This is a genomic window from Acidisphaera sp. S103, assembly GCF_009765975.1.
Lineage (GTDB): Bacteria > Pseudomonadota > Alphaproteobacteria > Acetobacterales > Acetobacteraceae > Rhodopila.
Genome location: NZ_LMUJ01000111.1, coordinates 210,694 through 229,836, shown reverse-complemented (window position 1 = coordinate 229,836; position 19,143 = coordinate 210,694). Strand labels below are relative to the sequence as shown.

Annotated in this window: 19 protein-coding genes and 4 pseudogenes; 7 read left to right on the top strand and 16 right to left on the bottom strand. The window is 58.8% G+C overall.

The window, feature by feature from the left end; genetic code table 11:
• Positions 1-237: 237 nt before the first annotated feature.
• Positions 238-1,185, top strand: a complete 948-nt coding sequence (locus tag GSQ89_RS37150) for a nuclease-related domain-containing protein (RefSeq protein ID WP_158933144.1) — start codon at positions 238-240, stop codon at positions 1,183-1,185.
• A 306-nt stretch (positions 1,186-1,491) separates the two neighbouring features.
• Here GSQ89_RS37150 and GSQ89_RS39690 read toward each other — a convergent pair.
• Positions 1,492-1,602, bottom strand: a pseudogene (locus tag GSQ89_RS39690) (hypothetical protein); the annotation flags it as partial.
• A 319-nt stretch (positions 1,603-1,921) separates the two neighbouring features.
• Here GSQ89_RS39690 and GSQ89_RS37145 point away from each other — a divergent pair.
• Positions 1,922-3,094 carry a Hint domain-containing protein gene (locus GSQ89_RS37145; RefSeq protein WP_158933143.1) on the top strand — a complete coding sequence of 391 codons (1,173 nt, stop codon included), beginning with the start codon at positions 1,922-1,924 and terminating at the stop codon, positions 3,092-3,094.
• Positions 3,095-3,147: 53 nt separating this feature from the next.
• Here GSQ89_RS37145 and GSQ89_RS37140 read toward each other — a convergent pair whose 3' ends face one another.
• From GSQ89_RS37140 to GSQ89_RS39865, 7 genes and pseudogenes are all read right to left on the bottom strand, one after another.
• Complete coding sequence (locus GSQ89_RS37140; RefSeq protein ID WP_158933142.1) at positions 3,148-4,071, bottom strand: tetratricopeptide repeat protein; 924 nt, start codon at positions 4,069-4,071, stop codon at positions 3,148-3,150.
• A gap of 930 nt (positions 4,072-5,001) precedes the next feature.
• On the bottom strand, positions 5,002-6,018 hold the full coding sequence (locus GSQ89_RS37135) for a hypothetical protein (protein ID WP_158933141.1): 1,017 nt from the start codon (positions 6,016-6,018) through the stop codon (positions 5,002-5,004).
• A gap of 522 nt (positions 6,019-6,540) precedes the next feature.
• Complete coding sequence (locus GSQ89_RS37130) at positions 6,541-6,858, bottom strand: hypothetical protein (RefSeq protein WP_158933140.1); 318 nt, start codon at positions 6,856-6,858, stop codon at positions 6,541-6,543.
• Positions 6,855-7,051: pseudogene (locus GSQ89_RS37125) on the bottom strand (transposase domain-containing protein); the annotation flags it as partial. The pseudogene GSQ89_RS37125 and the gene GSQ89_RS37130, both read right to left, overlap by 4 nt.
• Before the next feature lie 50 nt (positions 7,052-7,101).
• Positions 7,102-7,164, bottom strand: a pseudogene (locus tag GSQ89_RS39685) (hypothetical protein); the annotation flags it as partial.
• 109 nt (positions 7,165-7,273) lie between these two features.
• Complete coding sequence (locus GSQ89_RS38300) at positions 7,274-7,486, bottom strand: hypothetical protein (RefSeq protein WP_174254977.1); 213 nt, start codon at positions 7,484-7,486, stop codon at positions 7,274-7,276.
• A pseudogene (locus GSQ89_RS39865) lies at positions 7,408-8,175 on the bottom strand (Tn3 family transposase). Before GSQ89_RS39865 ends, GSQ89_RS38300 begins: the two are co-directional and overlap by 79 nt.
• A 382-nt stretch (positions 8,176-8,557) precedes the next feature.
• Between GSQ89_RS39865 and GSQ89_RS37115 the strand changes: the two are divergent.
• Positions 8,558-9,475 carry a hypothetical protein gene (locus tag GSQ89_RS37115; RefSeq protein WP_158933138.1) on the top strand — a complete coding sequence of 306 codons (918 nt, stop codon included), beginning with the start codon at positions 8,558-8,560 and terminating at the stop codon, positions 9,473-9,475.
• Positions 9,476-9,529: 54 nt separating this feature from the next.
• On the opposite strand, the gene GSQ89_RS37110 is transcribed toward GSQ89_RS37115, so the two are convergent.
• The 3 genes from GSQ89_RS37110 to GSQ89_RS37100 all read right to left on the bottom strand — a co-directional run bounded on the left by GSQ89_RS37110 (position 9,530) and on the right by GSQ89_RS37100 (position 12,023).
• Positions 9,530-9,664: a transposase domain-containing protein gene (locus GSQ89_RS37110; protein ID WP_158933137.1), complete on the bottom strand. Its 135-nt coding sequence runs from the start codon at positions 9,662-9,664 to the stop codon at positions 9,530-9,532.
• 344 nt (positions 9,665-10,008) lie between these two features.
• Entirely contained in the window at positions 10,009-11,244 is a 1,236-nt protein-coding gene (locus tag GSQ89_RS37105) for a Hint domain-containing protein (RefSeq protein ID WP_158933136.1), read from the bottom strand.
• Positions 11,245-11,468: 224 nt separating this feature from the next.
• Positions 11,469-12,023 carry a hypothetical protein gene (locus tag GSQ89_RS37100; protein ID WP_158933135.1) on the bottom strand — a complete coding sequence of 185 codons (555 nt, stop codon included), beginning with the start codon at positions 12,021-12,023 and terminating at the stop codon, positions 11,469-11,471.
• A gap of 908 nt (positions 12,024-12,931) precedes the next feature.
• On the opposite strand from GSQ89_RS37100, the gene GSQ89_RS37095 reads away from it, so the two are divergent.
• A complete protein-coding gene (locus GSQ89_RS37095) occupies positions 12,932-13,804 on the top strand; it encodes an alpha/beta fold hydrolase (RefSeq protein WP_158933134.1) in 873 nt (290 codons plus the stop codon).
• Positions 13,805-13,835: 31 nt separating this feature from the next.
• Here the strand turns inward: GSQ89_RS37095 and GSQ89_RS38920 are convergent, their stop codons facing one another.
• Together GSQ89_RS38920 and GSQ89_RS37085 are read right to left on the bottom strand one after the other, a co-directional pair.
• Positions 13,836-14,105: a hypothetical protein gene (locus GSQ89_RS38920; protein ID WP_216856630.1), complete on the bottom strand. Its 270-nt coding sequence runs from the start codon at positions 14,103-14,105 to the stop codon at positions 13,836-13,838.
• Positions 14,106-14,118: 13 nt separating this feature from the next.
• The gene (locus GSQ89_RS37085) at positions 14,119-15,303 is read right to left on the bottom strand and encodes an MFS transporter (protein ID WP_158933133.1); all 1,185 of its coding nucleotides are present in this window, start codon (positions 15,301-15,303) and stop codon (positions 14,119-14,121) included.
• A 277-nt stretch (positions 15,304-15,580) separates the two neighbouring features.
• On the opposite strand from GSQ89_RS37085, the gene GSQ89_RS37080 reads away from it, so the two are divergent.
• Entirely contained in the window at positions 15,581-16,330 is a 750-nt protein-coding gene (locus tag GSQ89_RS37080) for an SDR family oxidoreductase (RefSeq protein ID WP_158933132.1), read from the top strand.
• Between the two features lie 301 nt (positions 16,331-16,631).
• The gene (locus GSQ89_RS37075; RefSeq protein WP_158933131.1) at positions 16,632-16,856 is read left to right on the top strand and encodes a hypothetical protein; all 225 of its coding nucleotides are present in this window, start codon (positions 16,632-16,634) and stop codon (positions 16,854-16,856) included.
• 287 nt (positions 16,857-17,143) lie between these two features.
• On the opposite strand, the gene GSQ89_RS37070 is transcribed toward GSQ89_RS37075, so the two are convergent.
• Both GSQ89_RS37070 and GSQ89_RS39860 read right to left on the bottom strand, forming a co-directional pair.
• The gene (locus GSQ89_RS37070) at positions 17,144-17,698 is read right to left on the bottom strand and encodes a TetR/AcrR family transcriptional regulator (RefSeq protein WP_216856628.1); all 555 of its coding nucleotides are present in this window, start codon (positions 17,696-17,698) and stop codon (positions 17,144-17,146) included.
• Positions 17,691-17,816 (bottom strand): hypothetical protein, encoded by a 126-nt coding sequence (locus GSQ89_RS39860; protein ID WP_256367377.1) that lies wholly within the window; start codon positions 17,814-17,816, stop codon positions 17,691-17,693. Before GSQ89_RS39860 ends, GSQ89_RS37070 begins: the two co-directional genes overlap by 8 nt.
• Positions 17,817-17,898: 82 nt before the next feature.
• On the opposite strand from GSQ89_RS39860, the gene GSQ89_RS37065 reads away from it, so the two are divergent.
• Positions 17,899-18,402, top strand: a complete 504-nt coding sequence (locus GSQ89_RS37065) for a DinB family protein (protein ID WP_158933129.1) — start codon at positions 17,899-17,901, stop codon at positions 18,400-18,402.
• Between the two features lie 510 nt (positions 18,403-18,912).
• Here GSQ89_RS37065 and GSQ89_RS37060 read toward each other — a convergent pair.
• Positions 18,913-19,143, bottom strand: a 231-nt coding sequence (locus tag GSQ89_RS37060) for a M35 family metallo-endopeptidase (RefSeq protein ID WP_216856626.1), incomplete at its 5' end; no start/stop codon positions are given.

The window sequence follows — 19,143 nt, the reverse complement described above, 5'->3', positions numbered from 1 at the left end:
CCATCCCGGGAAACCGCTGGCGCGCGCCCACACAATCATAAACGGGTTCGACGTGGGGTGTGCCAACGCCTACTCGTGATGGTCGGCTGATGGAATACAGCGACCGCTCCCGACAGGCCGAACGGAAAATTCTGGCGAGCGAATATCAGGCGGCTGCGGTCACGTCGGCCACACAAAGCGAACCGTCGGCGTGCTGCGACCTGCTATAGGACTGTTCCAGGGACGAAAGGCGACCTAATGACCGTGAGGCTGTATGGTGGGGATTACAGGCATGATCAGGAAAACAGGGCATTCCGCCTCCTCTGCTCGAGGGGATTAGCCCTCCTGACTGGCGACGCGGCGATCATCGGCAACATCGAAGGCGACGGGTGCCAGATCGACGCGCTGGTTCTCGGCTGCCGCTCCATCACCATTGTGGACTTCAAGGACTGCGGTGGTGCCGTCCGCATCTCGGAGAACGGGGAATGGCGGACCGACGATGGTTTTATCGTTCGTGGCGGCCGACGCGATGCGAACCCATATGAGCAGGTTCGCCGATACAAGCAGTTGCTGATTTCCTATCTGAAGGCCGAAAGACTACTGCCACCACCGAATGATCTTAGCCACATCAGCGGTCTTGTGATGTTTACGCGGCCGATGGTTGTCGACGATTCAGGAATGGGCGAGCGCGCAGGAAAGTGGTTCCGTGCAGCGGCCCAGCAAGACGCTATGGACTTCCTCCGCGACAGAGCGTCGCCACATTTGGATCTGTCAGCGGACCGCATGGACAGTATCGTCGGTGCCCTGGGCGTAAAGCCGTATAAGCTGCAGCCGAGCGAGACCTGGGTTCCCGCCATCGCCGTCGAGCGCGCGAAGCGGACCAGTTACTTCGAGGCCATGCAGGAGGCGGACTACGTCAGGCAGGCCGAGCGGGAGGCAGAGAACGGGGACCGGGCCCAGTCGGACTACACAGCGGCGTGCCAAGGGTGGGCGATCCACGACGCGCTCAAGTCAATCCGCAGCGCACTCGAATCGCGGCACCCGGGAACGGCTTTCCCGGAGGAAGTCGTGAGCGCCATGGAGCTTGCTGTGTTGGGTGGCCAGCCGCCGCTCAGCGCGGTCATTAGAAAATACCAACCGCGCACTGACGTTGACCTCGAGAACGGCCTGCAGAGCTGGGGCGTGGATCCCAATGTATTCGCCTAACCGTTCTCGTCCTCCGACGTGCTAGACCGTCTGCGTAATGTGGCCGTAATCGCGGCGTTGCTTTGGGCAAAGGGCGACGCAATGATCAACATCACGTCGGGGCCGATTGTCGAGCGCATTGTGACTAGGCTGGAGAGTATGGGAGTATTGTCGGAGTATGCTCTGGGGGATGCCGGTCTCCCATTTGATTTCCCGGACAAACTCTGGGTGGGCAGTGTGCCTATTCCGCGCGTGTCAACGTCGGTCGAAGACTGATCAACTGTTGGCGTGGAGCACCGGCCGAAAACTGAGCCAGTTTGTTTCGAATTACGCTGAAGCGGCTGCACTGGCTTTCGGCATGACGCCGCCCTTTCTATCGTCTCGCAGTCGGTAACTGTCGCCGTCGATCTGCACGATGCTAGCATGGTGCATCAACCGCCCGAAGATGTCGAATTTGTTTTTTCATGCGCGCTGAAAGCTTGTCGTAAATACCGTCTAGGACCCGGCTTCTCCAGGCCTCAGCATCGACGCCAATGGTGACTTGTTCGGGGGGGATGGATGAGAAAAATGGTGGGGGAGCCGTCTTCGAGATGGCCAACACCGGAATCGGATACGCGAGCGCATTGACGCCCCTGGTTAGCTTCAGAATCATTCCCTGGCGGTTGGCATTAACCCGGAAGGGCATCTTCTCCTGGACGCTGCAGGCGGCATTTTTGGTACGACGAACGAAGGAGGTTCCGAAGGCAGCACGGGCACGGTGTTTGAGATACCCAAGAACGCCAGCGGCTACGCGACCACGCCCACGACCCTCGCCGCTTTCACCAATTTTATGACGGGCGTCACCCCCGAATCCGGCGTGATTGCTGATAGCTCCGGCAACTCGTTTGGGACGCTGTCCACCGGCACCACAGGTGGGGCTGTGTTCGAATTGAGCGGAACAGATTTCCAGCCTCTTTGCTTCCTTGTCGAAACGCTGATTGCTACGCCTGCGGGTGAAGTGCCGGTTGAGCGGCTCGCGGCAGGTGACCTCGTACAAACCTTTGGCGGCAAGGCCCGGGAAATTGTCTGGGTCGGCAGAGGAGAAGTTCTGGTCACCCGCGGGCGGCGCGGTGCGGCGACCCCGGTGATCATCCGGAAGGGCGCGTTGGCCACCAACGTGCCTCACCGTGACCTGAAAGTGACCAAGGCCCATTCGCTCTACATCGATGGCGCGCTTATCCCCGTAGAGTTTCTGGTCAATCACCGATCGATTCTTTGGGACGACCATGCCCAGCAAGTCACCCTCTTCCATGTCGAGCTTGAGACCCACGACATCTTGCTGGCCAACGGCGCACCTGCCGAGACCTACCGAGATGACGGCAATCGGTGGCTGTTCCAGAATGCGAACACGGGGTGGGGACTCCCGCCGCAACGCCCATTCGCTCCAGTTTCGACCGGCGGACCATTGGTCGATCGCGTGTGGCGGCACTTGCTTGATCGCAGTGGCCCTCGCCCGAGTCTTCCTCTGACGGACGACCCCGGGCTGCACTTGCTGGTTGATGGCGCCCGCCTGAAGGCAGCGTGGCAGGATGGCACGGTCCACGTCTTCCCCCTCGCACACCGCCCTGCGGTCGTGCGGATTGTGTCTCGCGTCGCCATCCCGGCGGAACTGGGTGTGGCACGCGATCCGCGCATGCTGGGTGTCGGACTGCGGCGCGTCATAGTTCGCAAGGGAACTCAGTTTCAGGAAATGAAGGCAGCCGACGCCACCCTGGCTGACGAATTCCATCCCTTTGAGGCGGATTGCGACCTCAGGTGGGCCGATGGCGATGCACTTCTTCCTCAGGCCTTGTTCGAAGGTTTTGACGGTGTCATGGAGCTGGTGCTGCATCTTGGCGGCACGACACAATATCCGCTTGTAGATGAACCGGGCCTGACGGCCGCCGCATAGCCACAGCGTGCAGTCGCCAGCCGGTTTCCTTAAGCGCCATTCCTGGTGCAATATCAATTAGCCAATGGGAGACTGTTGCTCGGGTTGCATACGTAAAAATCTTTTGCAAATTGCCACTCCGGAGTACCGCCGCTTTGATATTGTATTTCTATCTTCCCGTTCCGTGTATTTACACCTTGAACTTGGCCAACAAAACTGCCTGATAGGTCACATACATTATCTCCTATATCTTTTTTCAGTAGGGATGCGATTTGGCGATCTTCTTGTTCTTTATTCTTTTGATATTCCTGTTGTGCTTTTTTCTTTATTTCCTCAGCGTATTGTTGTCCTTTTTGATCTCCTTGTGCTGCAGCCTTTTGATACCACTTGATCGCCGCGGAATAGTCCTGCGGAACCCCCTCGCCCTTCTCATACATTTCCCCGAGGCCAAGATCGGCCTTCGAAAATCCCTGGTCGGCGGCCTGGCGATAAAGCTTCATGGCCGCGGCATAGTCTGTCTCTGCACGCGCGGGGTCTCTAGAAGCAAAAAAAACCAACATGTTTGCGGCATTGACAGCTCCTTCCGGATCTCCCCTTTCGGCGGCCATATTGAACCATTGCCAAGCGGAAGGGCCATTGTACCGGACGCCAGGAACAAGTCCCGCATTGTCCATGATGATATTACCCATCTGGGTCTGCGCTCGCGCATTTCCCTGCTCCGCCAGGGGCAGCAGGATCGAAACGGCTGTTCTCCAGTCTGATCTGTTCATCGCTGCAACACCTCCCTCGAGGGGTCCTTGCATAGTTCCATCTCCGGTGGCGGCAGGAAGCTCCGCTACAGATGGGAGCAAACCTTGTGCCGCGGAGCCTGCTTCATTGGGGGTTGGGGGAGGGTTGGCAGCGACGGCGCTTTTTGCGCTGTTGTAAATATCAGTCTGCATTTTCTGAAACAATTCGGTCGCTATGGCCTCGCGCTTTTGGAGTTCAGCTTCGCTCAAGGGTATGTCGTAGGGATTGCGGCTGGTATGAGGCGGTATTTGCCCATCTACGGCAGCCGCAGCGGCACTGTTGTCGTTGCTCTTTCCCGGGCTAGATGTGCAGGCGACGAGAATGGATAGCGCAGCAAAAGGAAGCATAGCGCGTACCATTCGGACTTTTAACCATCCTCGCATTTGCGGCCCGGCTTTCTCAATGTGCGCTGCTCATGTCAGTGGTCACAGCGTCATGATGCAGTCAGTTCAACTCCTTGACAAGGTGAGGTAGCTACTCGCGATGCTTGCGGCTCATAAAGTCACGGGGGTTTACGGAATACCAAATGCTTAGACCACTTAATAGATAGTTTGAACTGCATCTGCGCCGCGATTGCCTTGGTCACCGCGACAAGGTCCGACGTGGCCTTCTGAGTGCTCTCGGCCAGACGCTCAGCGGCTGTGGGGTGTGCTGCCTCCGGACTGCGCGATGTGCTCAGCCAGCGCCTTCGACGACGCCGTGAACTGCTACGCGGGGCCCGAGAGCTGCTCGTTCATGCATGGTGCGCGTGCGGAATGCCTCGAGGTTTTGTGCCGCGTCGCTGAGTTGATCCTTGAGGTGCCGAGCGGCATCCTGCAGATCGTTCCGAATGACTTACTCGACGTACTCCACCTCGCAGCGGATTTGCGTGAAGACGCGCGCAGGGTGATGCCGACGATGGTCGAGAACAGAGCCACGCCGAAGCTGCTGATAAGTCCACCGTCGCCTCGCGTGCTATGTCAACAACAGGAGAGCCAGGGCGCTGAGGCAACATACCATGCCCAGGCTTCGACAGAGCGCATAGGTCTCGGCATTTTTTACCGCGAGTGGATTCCGACGTCGTCGCTAACTAGGATTTGGTTCCCGGAAACGGAATTGTAGTTCTCTTCTGTCGAGGCTTGGCTCACTGATCATCCGCGCTACGCCGTCGTCCCGGCGCCCTGTCCCGCCATTCCGGTGGCCTGCCCCGTCGTCTCGGTGCCCTGCCCCGGCGTTCCAGCGCCCTGCCCCGGCGTCCCGGCGCGCGATTGCATCTTGTCGGCTGCGGCCTGGACGAGATTGGGAACTAGCCTCTCTGCGAAACCGGCGATGAAGCCGACGATGCAGATCATCTGCACTAAACCGACAGTGAGCGTGCCACCGGTTTTGTTCAGGTCTGCCGTACCCGGAGCTGCATTCGAGAAAACAGTCATGGCCAGGAGGAGCAATATCGGCCCCGCGATGCCACCCATTCCAATGCGGATGCAACTCATAAGGTAATTCAGGGCAGAGTCGTCGCAGGGCTTCAGATCAAGGGACTGGGCGCGGACGATGACGGAGAAGATCGCGCCGAGGATACCTGCAGCGCTCGCAATCGCGTAGGGCGTGCCCGGACCGCCGCCGGTGATTAAGCGCCCGACGAGCAGCGCTATCGCCAACCAGGCCAGCCCGAACAGGACGCATGTCCTCACGTAGCGGATCGTGTTGTCGGTCGTGTTCCGTTGGACGGCCATGGCGAGGGCGCGCTGCGCTATACCTGTCGCCTGCAATTCCGCAGCCTTCGCCTCGCTATCCCGACCCGACTTCCGTTCTGCCGCGGTCTCCATCAGCAGCATTAACGCTTGGCACATGTTGTGGTCATATAGGGTGGCACCGCGGGAATGGCGCGGCAGGAACTTCGACACAAGCTGACGCCGCATCTGGTTCGTAAGATAGCGAAGTTCGCAAAGCTGGACGGCCAGCTTCACATATTCCGCCAACTGGTTGCGTCGGGTTTCTAGGTCGTCCGAGAAATGAACGTAAACCCCTCGACTGGACCGGTAGATGGCATAGTCCTCGCCGCGGAATTCAATTTCCTGGACCGTCGCTCCAATTGCGTCCTTCCCATTTTCCTTGAGGTCGCCTAAGCTCAATCCATTCGTATGCGGATGCAAATTGGCGGTGCTTCCGTCCGGCATGGCCGTATCTCCCCTCTTTCCGGCCATTCTGCAAACAATTCTACAGCAGGTAAACAAACTTCGTCTCTGTGCCCGCATGTTTCCGGGAGCAAACCGGCCTGAATGCGCACAAAAAGCTCCCGGACAAGGGACGCCGCGAAGATGCGATGTCGATCGACCTGGAAAACCAACTTCAATTGGATCAAATTTGATTGCCGATTGACTGGCTAACTCTGTAGACCAATTCAATCATGTCAACGCGGCCCGTCAGTTGACCTCGCCCAGTTTGTCAAACAACAATTGCTTGCGCCAAGCGTAGAGCTAATTGGTGGCAATCCGATGTTCGCCCGCTGTCGCCGCGTTCACCGCACCCGGTGAAAGGCTTTTAGCGGCTATTTCGTGCTTCTATTCAACCGAGCTGGCTTGACGCTGCTCGCGCTGCGTAGTCAGTTCCATCCTTTCACCACGAACGCTCGAGCGATTTACATAAGCGTCTGGCCTGGACCGTTTGGCGTTGAGATTATCGAGCGGAGGGCCCACAGGTTACGGGAGGACAGCGTGAATTTTGGCTTTCAGATCGTCGCGATAGAGCACTTCGACATACATGATCGTTGAATTCAGCACATCGAGATGCAGCGCGCCTGGCCGGAGGGCCAGAGTGCGGAAGCCCTTGGGATATGGGGTCGTCCACTTTGGGACCGTGTAGAAGCTTGCACAGAAACTGTCACCGCAGCGACAGCGGTCGAATATAGCGAGTGCCTTCATCCGCTCGGCCAAGGTCGGCTCCCCAGCTTCGACCAGGAGTTCCGTCAACTCTGCTTCGAGTTCAGGCGCAACGTCGCGCAGGAGCGGCGCTGTCATGATCGCGCGTGCCACGGCATCAGTTCGCTTATCCGATTGATCGGGTGACCCGCAGCAATCTTCGCGAGCGTGTCGCGCAAATAGGCCTCGGGGTTAAGGTTGTCAACTTTGCCGTCTGGACAAGGGTGTAAATGGCGGCAGCTCTCTCCCCGCCCGAATCCGAACCGGCGAAGAGATAATTTTTCCTGCCAAGTGGGCCCAGCATCCGACTTCGATAATGGGACCTGGCTTGGTCCTGGCCGGATTATACAGTCCTTCAAACCCAGCGCAGCCGTCAGCCTGAAGGAAGCCGGTGAAGTCCGACATGTGCGCCGTCGGGTGGCCACATCAACGACCATCAGGCTTCAGGGCTCGTCGACCTTCTACCGTGGAACTGGCATCCGTCGCTCCGCGAGATAGCGAATGCTGCGTGATCTTAGGCCCAACTCCGACCCATATCGGGAAACTCGCGGATGATCGGCTGAACAAATCCCTCGTACTGAAGGCGAAGGAGATCACCTAGCTTCTGGATCCAGACCTGCTTCTCCTCCAGATCCGTCATCTTGGTGATCACCGTATCAAACTCACCAAGTGCCGCATTAAGCGAAAGCACCGCCTCCATGAGAGCTCGAGCAGTTGCTTCGTCCACGGCGCCCCTCGCGAAAATTGGCTGATGCCCAATAAACTGCTGTCTCGGTACATCACAAGGGATGTCCCATAACCCAACAGATGGCAGAGGCCGAACACGTGATCCGTCGCACCGGCGGTGTCGGTGTAGTGCTCGACGATGCGCAAATCGGTTTGGCGGGCGTGATGGTGCAAACCGTCGAGCACGTAGGACGCTTCGCTCATCGTCACCTAAATGACCTGCGTGTAGAACGGTCCATAATGGCCGGACACGTGCGTGTAGAGCACCGCGCCGGGGTCGATCCGGTATTGGGCATTGACGGAACCACCCGCGCCCGCGCGGCCTCCGGCCCGGAAATACTGCCCGTCCGACGACGAGGTTGTCCCGTCGTCCCAGATCGCCGCCATCAGATGCCTGTGGTGTGCGTTGACGATGGCGGCGCGGGCGGCAACGTAATTGTCGTCACCGATGTGCCACTGGGTCAGGCGCGCTGTCGCCTTACTGTGCGACGCACCGGCGCTCTGCATCTGCGCCGCGATTGCCTTGGTCGCCGCGACCAAATCCGACGTAGCCTTTTGCGCCCCCTCGGCCAAACGTTCAGCGGCTGTCGCATGCGCTGCCCCCGACTGGGCAACGTGCTCCGCCAGCGCCTTCGACGAATCCGTGAACTGCTCCGCGCCGCCCGAGAGCTGCTCGTGTATGACCTGCATGGTGCGCGTGCGGAACGCCTCGAGGTTCTGCACGGCGTCGCCGAGTTGATCCTTGAGGTGCCGGGCGGCGTCCTGCAGCTCGTTCCGGATGATGGTAGGCCCTTCGGCGATCTTAGCTTCTGAACCGCCCGGGTTTGCCGGAGGCAGTTCAGTTTGAGGCACGCCGCCAAAGTTCTGAGGGTGCTGCGAGCCGCCTGAAAAATCCCGACCTCCATTCGGTTAGCTTTACTTGCTCGCGCGAGAGCTTACAGGACCCGGTCAGCGAGGTCTCGGCAAGGTGGCGCCAGCCCGGTTGCGGCACGGACGGATTGAAGGTTAGCCTGTTTCGCTTACAGGCGAATCGACCGCCCGCAGGTGCTTCTTGGTGCGGAGGAGGACTATCTTGCCATTCCTGTATATCTGCATGCCGTGTTTCACGCTCGATAAAACCAATATCTTCTACACGACGAGCGACAAGGGCGCGATCACGACCTGCCCGACCTGTCGGAACAAGACCGCGAAATTTCAACGCTCGTACAAGAACAAGACCAAAAACACCAAATTTGCGCGTAGTTACGAGGAGGCGTTCAAGCGCACCGATCGCAACGCGCGCGCAAGCCGCAACAAGCCCAATCCGTGGTACAGCAACGAGCGCTTCGACACGCCGAAGACTGCCGATGTCGCGAGGCAGTACGACCCGTCGCTGGACGAGGGGGCGGAGGAAGACCCCGAATATGTGCCGCAGGTCGATTTTCGGCCCGATATGCGGTTTACCGATCCGTCTTGGGGTACCCTAACGTGCCGAAATCCCAACGTCTTTCTGGTTAATCATGTGTTCACGATGACAACGGCGGACCACCAGATCACCGCCAAGGCCAACCGCGCGGACACCGGGACGGCAATGGCGCTGGTGCTGCAGGTGGGCAAACTGAAAAAGATTTCGGCCTACTCCTGGGCGAACTGGCTGCTGAAGCCGCCTCAGTTCGGCCAACCCTACACGACCGACAAAAAGCGCAGCTTGGAGTGGTGTCATCTTGTCGCGGATTCGCTGGGCGGTCCCACGCAGGCGGACAATCTGGTCGCCGCGAGCTATGGCGCCAACACCTACATGATGACGATCGAGGAAAAGCTGAACGCCAAGACCAATCTGGTGATTCAGATCACCGTGCATTGCTGTAAGGACCACGTGGCGGAGTTCATTTACTACAAGGTCAGGAAGGGCACTGCCACCAAGACCTGGATCATCGACGCGCGAAACGATAATTTCGGCCGCGCGGACTACGTGACGGTCGGGAAAGAGGTGACGGACTTCATCAAATAGCGACTATGTTGATTTTCGCGCGGAACTGACCCCAGTTGAGTTATGGTTTGCGGGTCATGCTGAGGAATTTGTTCCTTTCCACAGCAGTAATTCATGGACCCGTATGACCGGATGATCGGCGATCCTTTCCAACACCTGAGGTAGATGACTTTCGGGGTCGAGGCCGTTGAACTTTGACGTCTCGGTCATGCAACCTCCTTCTGGAGCTACAGAAGGAGTCTCCAGCTACGGAAACAGGTGCAGATCCGGCGCCGCCATGCCACACGTCCGACGCCGGTCGCTTACGTTTGTTTTCCCGGTAACGGGGTTGTAATTCCCTTCTGTCCGGGCCCGGATCCGTTATCATCCGCCCTGCCCCAGCGTCCCGGCAGACGATTTCATCTTGTCGGCTGCGGACTGGACCAGATTGAAGCAAATCGGCAGGGTGCTCAGCCCCTAGATGATGCCGTCCCGGCGCGGGCCGCGATCGCATCTCCTCGTCGTGCCGCTCAGCAGTTTCACAAACTGAGCTGCATGGGCCGTGGCGGATGTCATCACGCCACGCGCCGAGTAGCATCATCCGCGGGATAGGAGGCCGTTGCTCCGACGTGCACAATCAGCTCAAGAGGGGCAGTGAAACCAACGTACAGCTCGGCGGGTATCGTTGCGTTTCCGTCCGTCCACCGGAACCCATTGCCCGGTTCAAACTCGTGGAAGCCTTCCCTTAAGCGATTGTCGTTGGCTTCCGTTACCCAGAACAGTGATCCCTTGCGTATCACAAGACGCCGCAGCCCCACGCCGAGTAATCGCGGGTCGCGGGCCAGGCCTAGCTCGGCCGGTACCGCTGCGCGTGACACGATGTTCAGGCACGACGGCAATGTACAGAGACGGAAGACATGCACGTCACCGACACGCTCCACCGCGTCCAACCGCCGTCCGTCCGCCAGCAGGTGCAGATCCTCATCCTCCGTCAACGGGAGGCCCTTGCGCGGCCCGGCGCATTCCAGCAAACGGCGCCAGATGGCATCCACCACCGGACCGCCGGTCAGTACCGGCACGCAGGGTTCTTGCGGAGGCAGACCCCAGCCACTGTTGGCGTTATGGAACAGCCACCGATTGCCGTCATCACGGTAGCTTTCGGTCGGCGCGCCGTTGGCCAGAAGCACATCATGCGTCTCCAGTTCGATGTGATAGAGCGATACTTCCTGCGCATGATCGTCCCACATGATAGAGCGATGGTTGACCAGGAACTCGACCGGGATGAACACATCATCGATGTAAAGTGAATGCGCCTTGGTGATGTGAAGGTCACGGTGCGGGACGTTTTCGGCGAGCGCTCCTTTTTGAATGATCACCGGCGTTGCGGCGCTTCGCCGCCCGCGAGCCGCCAGCACACGACCGGTGCCAATCCAGACGATTGGCTTGACCTTGCCACCGCGCGTCAGCACGGTGTCGCCGATCGACAGACGCTCGACCGATACCTCACCGGCGGGTGTAGCGATCTGCGTCCCCTTCACAAAACAGAGGACACTGATATCTGTACTGGTGCCACTGCTCGTGTCCAGTTGAAAGTCATTGGTGTTGAAGCTTCCTTGGATATGCAGCGTGGCTTGATCGTCACCTGCATCGGTCAACACCAGAGTGTCGTCCACAAACGCCTTACTGGTTGCGACGAAGCCGGTCAAATCGATCGTGTCGTTGACAGTGAAACCGGCGATCTCGATTGTCCCGAGACCGCTGGTCCCACTGTTGCCGGATATTGTCCACTTCGCACCGTCGTCGAATTGCAATGAAGTAAAATTCGTGATGCTTGATCCGAGGCCGGTCAGTGTCCCCGCGGACCCGTTACCGGCCGCCAATTCGATCTTGCTCCCTGAGCGACCGATGGTGTCGTACTGCTGGACTAACGGCGACCTTGATCCAATAAAAACGGCACCAGGATCTACGATCAATAAGCCCCCCGATAGGTCAAAATATCCCGCAATCGTGCCAGCATTGGTGACTGTAATCGCGCCTAACGATCGTATAGCATCATTGTATCCATAAATAGTGGCGCCGCTATTATTGGTAACCAAGCCGCCTTCTGGTAAAAAACACCACCATCTCCGCTGAAGGTGCTCGACGCGGAGATTACACCCGAGTTTACGACAGTAGCTTCGTTGGCGCTGGTTTGAGTCTCAAGGATGACGCCCGCGTAGTACCCGGTGATCGTCCCGCCGACCTGATTTATGACCGTTTCGGGCTGGTTTGCGTAGCCGACGATATGAATGCCGACGGGTCCGGATATCGTGCCGCCGGTCGCGTTTGTTACGATCGACGAGTTGACTCTGAGATAGCTTGGCGGTCCCGATGGTCCATATCCGCCCCCAAGCGCAATGCCAGTGCCATCGTTGCTGCCACCAACGATCACCCCATAATTAGTGATCGTCCAGGCATTGGATTCACCTCCAATGCCGTACAATCCATTGTTGGCGACGGCCGTGATGTTGCCAGTGACACTGACTGGATTGTCGGAGACACTGGTGAGAGTGACAGTGCTCGCATAAGTGCCTGAGATCGTGCGGGTCATCCGGTTCTCCTAGCAGATGCTCGTATGGCTTAGTAACCACGTCCACGCTGTAGTTCAGACAGTAAGCACGCTCGATATGGCTGATTGAAAGCCCTTGCATTGCAAATACAATGGGAGCCGCTTTAAGTCCAGCGGGGGCCGTTATAATAGATGATTGTGCGGTTGGCGCCCCGGTTCGGATGCCATCCTGCATGCTCGGTCCGCTGCAACTTTCCCGAGATTTTCTCCATGGACATGTTTGTTTCTTCAACTGCCGTCCTGGGTGCGCATCGCCAGACGTGTCGGAACGCCGCCTGCCGCTGCCGTCGGATTTAGTTCTGGTCTCGCGACCTGGGACGCAGGGGACGGGATACTACCCCTATCGACCACCATTGTAGTCTCCTCGATGGGCGACACGCACCGCTGGTCAGCCCAAAACGAGACTGGAAATTATAGCCCTCGCGTGCGCCGCGTGGCCAATTCTGCCATCATCGATGTAATGCGTGGCGGCAGCCACATGCAGGACAAGTTCGAAGCTTCCGCAGATACCATCGAAGAGGTAAAATTTACCTCTAAGGACTGAGCGAATGTAATCCAAAAGATTGAAAGATTGTCAGTCCACCTGTCTTCGTGGTGGTGGGGCGACGACTATGAACAACCCCATACGTGTGGTCTTTATTCAGACGCTGCGGTAGGCCGCCTCGGTCACAGGTTCCCGCGGTCACGGCCATAGCGCCATCACATGGATAGCGCCCTCCGGCTCGACCCAGCCAGGCGATACCCTAGGCACGCGAATGTTTTGACCTTGCTTCGAGTGTGCCGCAAGACGATAACTTTGCCCAACAATATTACGGCTTGATGGGACTGGAGTGGAATTCTCGAGATAAGGACGTTACAACCGCCCGGCGTTATAGAGAGAGAGAGCGTTGATGTCCAATGCAACAGAGGTGCACGCATTTCCGCCGGGTTTTCAGACCCAGAACATCCGCACGAACGGCACGACGCTACACGTACGGGTAGGCGGCCAAGGACCGGCGGCCATCTTGCTCCACGGCTATGGCGAGACCGGTGACATGTGGGCGCCACTCGCTACCGAGCTCGCGCACGATCACACCGTCATCGCCCCAGATTTACGAGGTATGGGGCTCTCGTCTCGACCCGAATATGGTTACGACAAAAAGACGCAGGGCGGCGACGTGGCCGGTCTTCTTGACGAACTCGGGATTGAACGAGTGGACCTCGTCACGCACGACATTGGCAACATGGTGGGATATGCCTTCGCTGCGCAGTATCCGCACCGGGTCACTCGCTTCGTCGTCATGGACGCGCCGCTGCCCGGGATCGGGCCATGGGAGGAAATCCTCAAGCACCCGCTTCTATGGCACTTCCGCTTTGGCGGCCCGGACATGGAGCGGCTGGTCGCCGGGCGCGAACGCATTTACCTTGATCGCTTCTGGAACGAGTTCTCGGCTGATCCAAAGTCTTTTGGTGAAGCATCACGTGACCACTACGCCAGGCTGTACGCGCAGCCAGGTGCGATGCATGCTGGCTTCTGTCAATTCGCCGCCTTCGATCAGGACGTGATCGACAACAGGGCTTTTCTCGCTCGAGGCAAGTTGGCCATGCCGGTGCTGGCGGTCGGAGGTGAGAAGTCGTTTGGGTCCACGATGGCGGTCGTTATGCGCGCTGCCGCAACGGACGTGGATGAGTTGGTCATCGCAGCTTCTGGCCATTGGCTGATGGAGGAGCAGCCGATGGCCACGGTCGCTGCCGTCCGTGCATTCCTCGACCGACAAAGATGACGTCCTGGCACCAGCCGCCGTCCTACCGCGATCAGGCGGTATCCATTCCGCGCATCAGAGATGGCCAGCCGACGTCCAGCGATCCCGTCTCCTGCCCTGCACTGTTTGTGTGAAAGCCGAGGAAGACGCGCGTGTCAGGACAACACCTACCCGACCTGGTCATTTTCGATTGCGACGGTGTCCTGATCGAAATCCGTTCAAGAGCCGCGATCCTGGCTTCGTATTCCTGAACCAGGTCGGCCGCCTGGAAATCGTCGTCCAATGCTCCGGCTTGAGATTTCTCGACCCAGATCCGGATCAATTGGTGCGAGATATCATGTTTGAGAAACCTCGGCGCTGCCGGGGACTGTCCGGCCTGTCTTCGTCACAAGCCCGCGGAAGATCTTGAGTGGCACAATGAGGGCAAAACCGGTTGTTCCCGCCAGTAGGGCGAATACGATACTCCATTGATAGTTGCCGGTCATATCGACAACGAATCCCGCCAGAGGGGGGCCTAGTATCGCAGAAACTCCCGACGCGGTGAAAAAGATGCCGAGGACAGCACCAAGATGCTGCACACCGAAAAGCTCGATCAGCACGCTCGGCATTAGCGACATGCGCAAGCCGTAGCCGAGCCCGAGTGCGGCCGCAAAAACAACCAGCCAGGGATATGAAGGTGCAGTCAGCCACAGGAGATAGCTCATGGCCATCAGGAGGACCGAGGCCTTGAATAGTGTCCTCGTTCCCACCTTCGCGCCGAGCGCGCCAATGCCGAGGCGGCCCAGGATGCTCACTCCACCCAGTATCGCCAGCAGCGCCGACCCGGCAAATCGGCTGGAGCCCAGGGTAGAGGCATAGGTTGGCAAGAATACGAACGGCACGAACAAAGCTGTCGTCGCGAGAACCCAGGAAGCGTACAGCATGAGGAACTCGAACGATCGCACAATAGGCCCAACCGCGCGATGTGGCTCCTCGACGGCCATGGGTGGTGGCCGCACCAAGACGGCAGCGAACGTGAGCAATGTGGCGCAGACCGCACCTATGATCACGCTGGTATTGCGCCAGCCACACCACTCGATCAGCACTGCGGACAATAGCGGCACAATCAACATTCCGCAGCCAGAGCCCGCCGCGGCGGTTCCGAATGCCGCATTTCGCTGCTGGACGAACCACCCACCGAGAACCGCCAGGGTCGGGATGTATGCACAAGCTGCTCCTATCCCGGCCGCCACACCATAGGTGAGGTAGCCCTCCCACATCTGTCCGATGAAACCGGTTAGTATCAGACCGCCTCCCATCACCGCCGCCCCCAAAGTCACCATGATGGCGGGTCCGAATCTGTCGCCTAGATAGCCCACGACTGATCCCGATAAGTAAAATGTCAACCCTGTTATAGAAAAGAAGGCAGAAACGGCAGCTTGACTGGCCTTGAATTCGGCAGACATTGGCTCAAAGAAAGCGCCAAAGCTGTACAGGGTGCCAAAAACTACGAAGCCTACTATGAACGAAACCAGGACCATAACCCAGGCCCGCCTCGAGTCCGGTTGTCCAGCCTCGGATAGTGGATGCATAACCGGTACGTCCATTAGGAATTCCCTTGTTCGGGTCGTGGTCACCGAGGTGTTGCCAACGGTGGCCGTGGTCGGAGAGCTCAGAACGCTCAGGGTATGAAGTCCCCACGGCGTTAACACTCCGGTTTGTGCCGCCAGTCACTCGCGCTGAAAGCACGAACCGGATGGGCGCAGTCTGTCGAAGGGAAGATGCTGTCATCTGGATATCCATAGGGAGGTTGCGGCAGTGTCAGGTGTTCTTCTTGTGACAGGCGGTAGCCGCGGGATCGGCGCCGCGTGCGCACGTTTGGCCGGACAACGCGGCTACACGGTTTGCGTCAATTACCACCGCAGCTTAGCCGATGCGGAGAACGTGGTCTCGGACATACGTTCCAACGGAGCCAGGGCGATGGCAGTCCGCGCGGACGCGGCAACCGAGGACGGCGTCCGACACTTGTTCGAAGTGATAGATCGTGAATTGGGCTCGCTTTCTGCCCTTATCAACAATGCCGCCGTGCTCCCCCATCATGGCCGTGTGGAGGCAATCGAAGACACTGTGTTAGCCGAACTATGGCGAGTGAATCTGACTGGACCCGTGCTGTGCTCGCGCGAGGCGATCAAACGGATGTCAACCCGTCACGGCGGGAAGGGCGGCGGCATCGTCAACGTGTCCTCGATCGGGGCGCGGGTAGGTGCACCCGGTATGTTTGTTGCCTATGCCGCTTCAAAGGGGGCGATTGACACGTTCACATGGGGTCTTGCACGCGAGATTGCAGACGAGGGCATAAGGGTAAACGCAGTGCGCCCGGGGCTGATCGACACGGCCATGCACGCGTCTGCCGGTCTCCCCAATCAGGCGGCCGAATTCGGTTCAACGGTCCCGCTCGGCCGCGCAGGCCGCCCTTCGGAGGTGGCGGAAGCTATCCTGTGGTTGCTTTCCGAACAGGCAAGCTATGTCACGGGTGCAACTATCGATGTGACGGGGGGGCGCGGCTAAATCGTAACGCATGGCACCGGAACCCGTCAGATCGCCCAGGCGGCGGGCGGCTCCCAGCTGCTGCTCAATCGCCACTACGGGGCAAGGGAGCGTCGTGGCGTGTGGTTGGGGAACAGATCATCGCCGATTTCATGGCCTTTACGGCCGACGCCGTGGACTTTGTTCTACCGCCGGGTGACGGCGTCACGACGATGCTTCGAGCCTACCTGACGTTCTGGAAGGCCCGGCCCTTATCGTTCCGATTCAACCTCTGGCGACGGTTGGACGGCCTGCAGAATGAACGCTGTCCCGCGCCGAGCAAATGACGCGGCCGGTCGTCGTCTTTATGCAACGCGCCCAAGACACTGGCTTTATCCGCAATGACTTGCCGCCTGGCCTCGCCACGCTCATCGGCGGTGCCCGGGTACAATTCTGGCTCTGCAGCCAGCTCGAGATTCGCATGGCCCTGGCGGTCACTGGCGATGAAGGGCTCGCAGACAAGGACGCCATCAGCCACATTGTTGGCCTGCTCCGCGCCCCAAGTTGACGAGCGGGGTGCACAAGACGAGCTGCCTGCGAGTGGAGCTTCCCAACGTCCGACATGGGTCTGGAGCGGGCCTAGAGGGGTATGCGTCCGCATTGAACTATTTCCTATGAACGTCCGCTAGACCCCTGTTCTACCGCGTAACGCATTGTCGCAATCGAACTAAACTCCAAGGGGGCCAGCGCAAGCGGCGTTCCCGGTACGTGCCACGAACCGCGCTATCCTGCTCGCTTTATGGCGTGCCCGCGGATGTGCCGGAACGAGCAAGGGCGCTGCGCTGAGAATCCGAACTAACCCTTCAGGTACCCGGTCACCAGGCGCGCACCCTCGTCGATAAGCGCTTCCATGGCCTCGCCCGAAAGCATCTTGGCGTGATGCAGGACTGCGTTGTGCGTCAACGCTTCAATCGTGGTCACGCATACAAACGACGCAAGCTCCAGGTCATGAACACGAAGTTCGTCCCGATGACTCTCGAGATACCTGCTGAATAGGATGAAGTTCTCTGGATTGAGTGTTTCCAATTTCTCGAGCTTGCCCACGCGCGGAATTTGCTCGGCGAGTACGCGATGCAGCTTGGGGTCGACGCGGTGTGCCTTGACCGCGACGGCGATGAGCTTGCGTACTGCCTTCTCCACCGGCTCGGCCAGAACTTCCGCCAACTCGCCGCGGACCGTTTGCATGATCTCCTGCTGGTGGCGCTCCGCTACAGCGACGACCAACGCTTCCTTGCTCGGGAAATATTGGTAAAGCGAACCGACACTGACGCCCGCTACCTCGGCGATACGGTTCGTGCTGGCCTTGTCGAAGCCTTCCCTGACGAGAATGCGAGCGGTCGCTTCAATCAACGCATCCACCGTCGCGCGTGACCGCTGCTGAGAGGCGGCTTTCCTGGGCTTTGTAAGCGATCTGCGCACCATTTTTCCGTGCCGCCAATGCGAGTATCGAAAGCGAATAATCGCTCATATTTTATCCAACATGGAGATGAGGGCAACACCCCGCGCGACACCCACCCACACCGCGCAATTCTCTCAGGAGAAAAACGAACATGCACGACACATTGCAGCGATTATTCCGATACAAGGCCTGGGCGAACGATGCACTGCTGACCGCGTTGGCCGGGCTGGACGGCAAATCTCCGATCACCGGGTTGGCCATCAAGGCCCTGAGCCACAGCTATGTCGTCGACCGGATCTTCGCCGCGCATATGAAGCGAGAGGCGCACGCATACGCGTCGGCCAACCTAAGCCAAATGCCGACGCTGCTAGATCTGTCCGCGGACATTCGAAAAAGCGACCAGGCGTATATCGATTACGTATCGGCGCTCGAACGCGACCAATTGGCGGAACGGATCGACTTCGCATTCACGGACGGCGCCCCCGGCTGCATGTCGCGCGAAGAAATGCTCATGCATGTGATTACCCACGGCATCGGTCATCGTGGGCAGGTCAGCGCCGTCATGCTGCTCAACTCCGTTCCACCGGCGAAAGATGGTTTCACGACGTATCTGCATGAGTCCGAGGCGTCGACGAGGGGGCGGACCGCGGCGTGAAACACACAAGCTCGATTGGTTTCACCGGAGAGCCCGCGTATCCGCTCGGACTCTCCCCTGGCCAGCGCGGAACTGCCAAAGCTCGTCCCCCTCAAGCACACATCGGGGCCAGCCGATCATGCCTACACTGTCCGAACCATCTCCAAGGCGCCGCCGCTGGACGGAGCTGCCCTGGCCAATGTCCGGTGGTCAAAACTCATTTTGGACGTCGCGATGGCGCAAAGTGCGCCGACACAACAGCGATCGGGGCCGAACAGCTGCTGTTTATGACCGGTTCGCTGAGGGCGCGTTTCTCAGATTTCCCGGCGAATACTTTGGAGCGTCTGATCGACGAGGCGGTTGCGCCCTAGGCAGGAGGAGGCCCGGAAGGGCTTTCGGTAATACCTTTATGCCCTGTTCGCGCTTCCACTTGATCGCCCGATCAATGAAGCTTCAGCTGCCGAGCGCACGTTCTTCCAAGCGTTCGTCGCCTGGCTCAACAATCATGTTGGGGCAACCGATCTCGGCAGCTCAATAATACCTGGGGACCGCCCCTTGATAGTGATAGGCCTCAATCCAGCCAGCCATCACGATGAACCAGCCCCAACTGTCTGCGTTGGTCACTGCTCTCTTGAAGTCGTTGAAAACCCCGAGAGGCGTCACCCCGTCGTCTGCAAAGTAAACGTAGTCATTCGTGCCAAGGTATTTGTGAGACGCTTCGTGCAATAAGGTTTTCACGCCGAAATAGGTCATAAGCCTGGT

Excerpts from the sequence above, each read along its gene's own strand:
- GSQ89_RS37095 (WP_158933134.1), top strand. The coding sequence starts at position 12,932 with ATGTCCAATGCAACAGAGGTGCACGCATTTCCGCCGGGTTTTCAGACC.
- GSQ89_RS37085 (WP_158933133.1), bottom strand. The coding sequence starts at position 15,303 with ATGGTCCTGGTTTCGTTCATAGTAGGCTTCGTAGTTTTTGGCACCCTG.
- GSQ89_RS37100 (WP_158933135.1), bottom strand. The coding sequence starts at position 12,023 with ATGACCCGCACGATCTCAGGCACTTATGCGAGCACTGTCACTCTCACC.
- GSQ89_RS37110 (WP_158933137.1), bottom strand. The coding sequence starts at position 9,664 with ATGACCGAGACGTCAAAGTTCAACGGCCTCGACCCCGAAAGTCATCTA.
- GSQ89_RS37130 (WP_158933140.1), bottom strand. The coding sequence starts at position 6,858 with ATGACAGCGCCGCTCCTGCGCGACGTTGCGCCTGAACTCGAAGCAGAG.
- GSQ89_RS37135 (WP_158933141.1), bottom strand. The coding sequence starts at position 6,018 with ATGCCGGACGGAAGCACCGCCAATTTGCATCCGCATACGAATGGATTG.
- GSQ89_RS37150 (WP_158933144.1), top strand. The coding sequence starts at position 238 with ATGACCGTGAGGCTGTATGGTGGGGATTACAGGCATGATCAGGAAAAC.
- GSQ89_RS39860 (WP_256367377.1), bottom strand. The coding sequence starts at position 17,816 with ATGAGCGATTATTCGCTTTCGATACTCGCATTGGCGGCACGGAAAAAT.
- GSQ89_RS37065 (WP_158933129.1), top strand. The coding sequence starts at position 17,899 with ATGCACGACACATTGCAGCGATTATTCCGATACAAGGCCTGGGCGAAC.
- GSQ89_RS37075 (WP_158933131.1), top strand. The coding sequence starts at position 16,632 with ATGACGCGGCCGGTCGTCGTCTTTATGCAACGCGCCCAAGACACTGGC.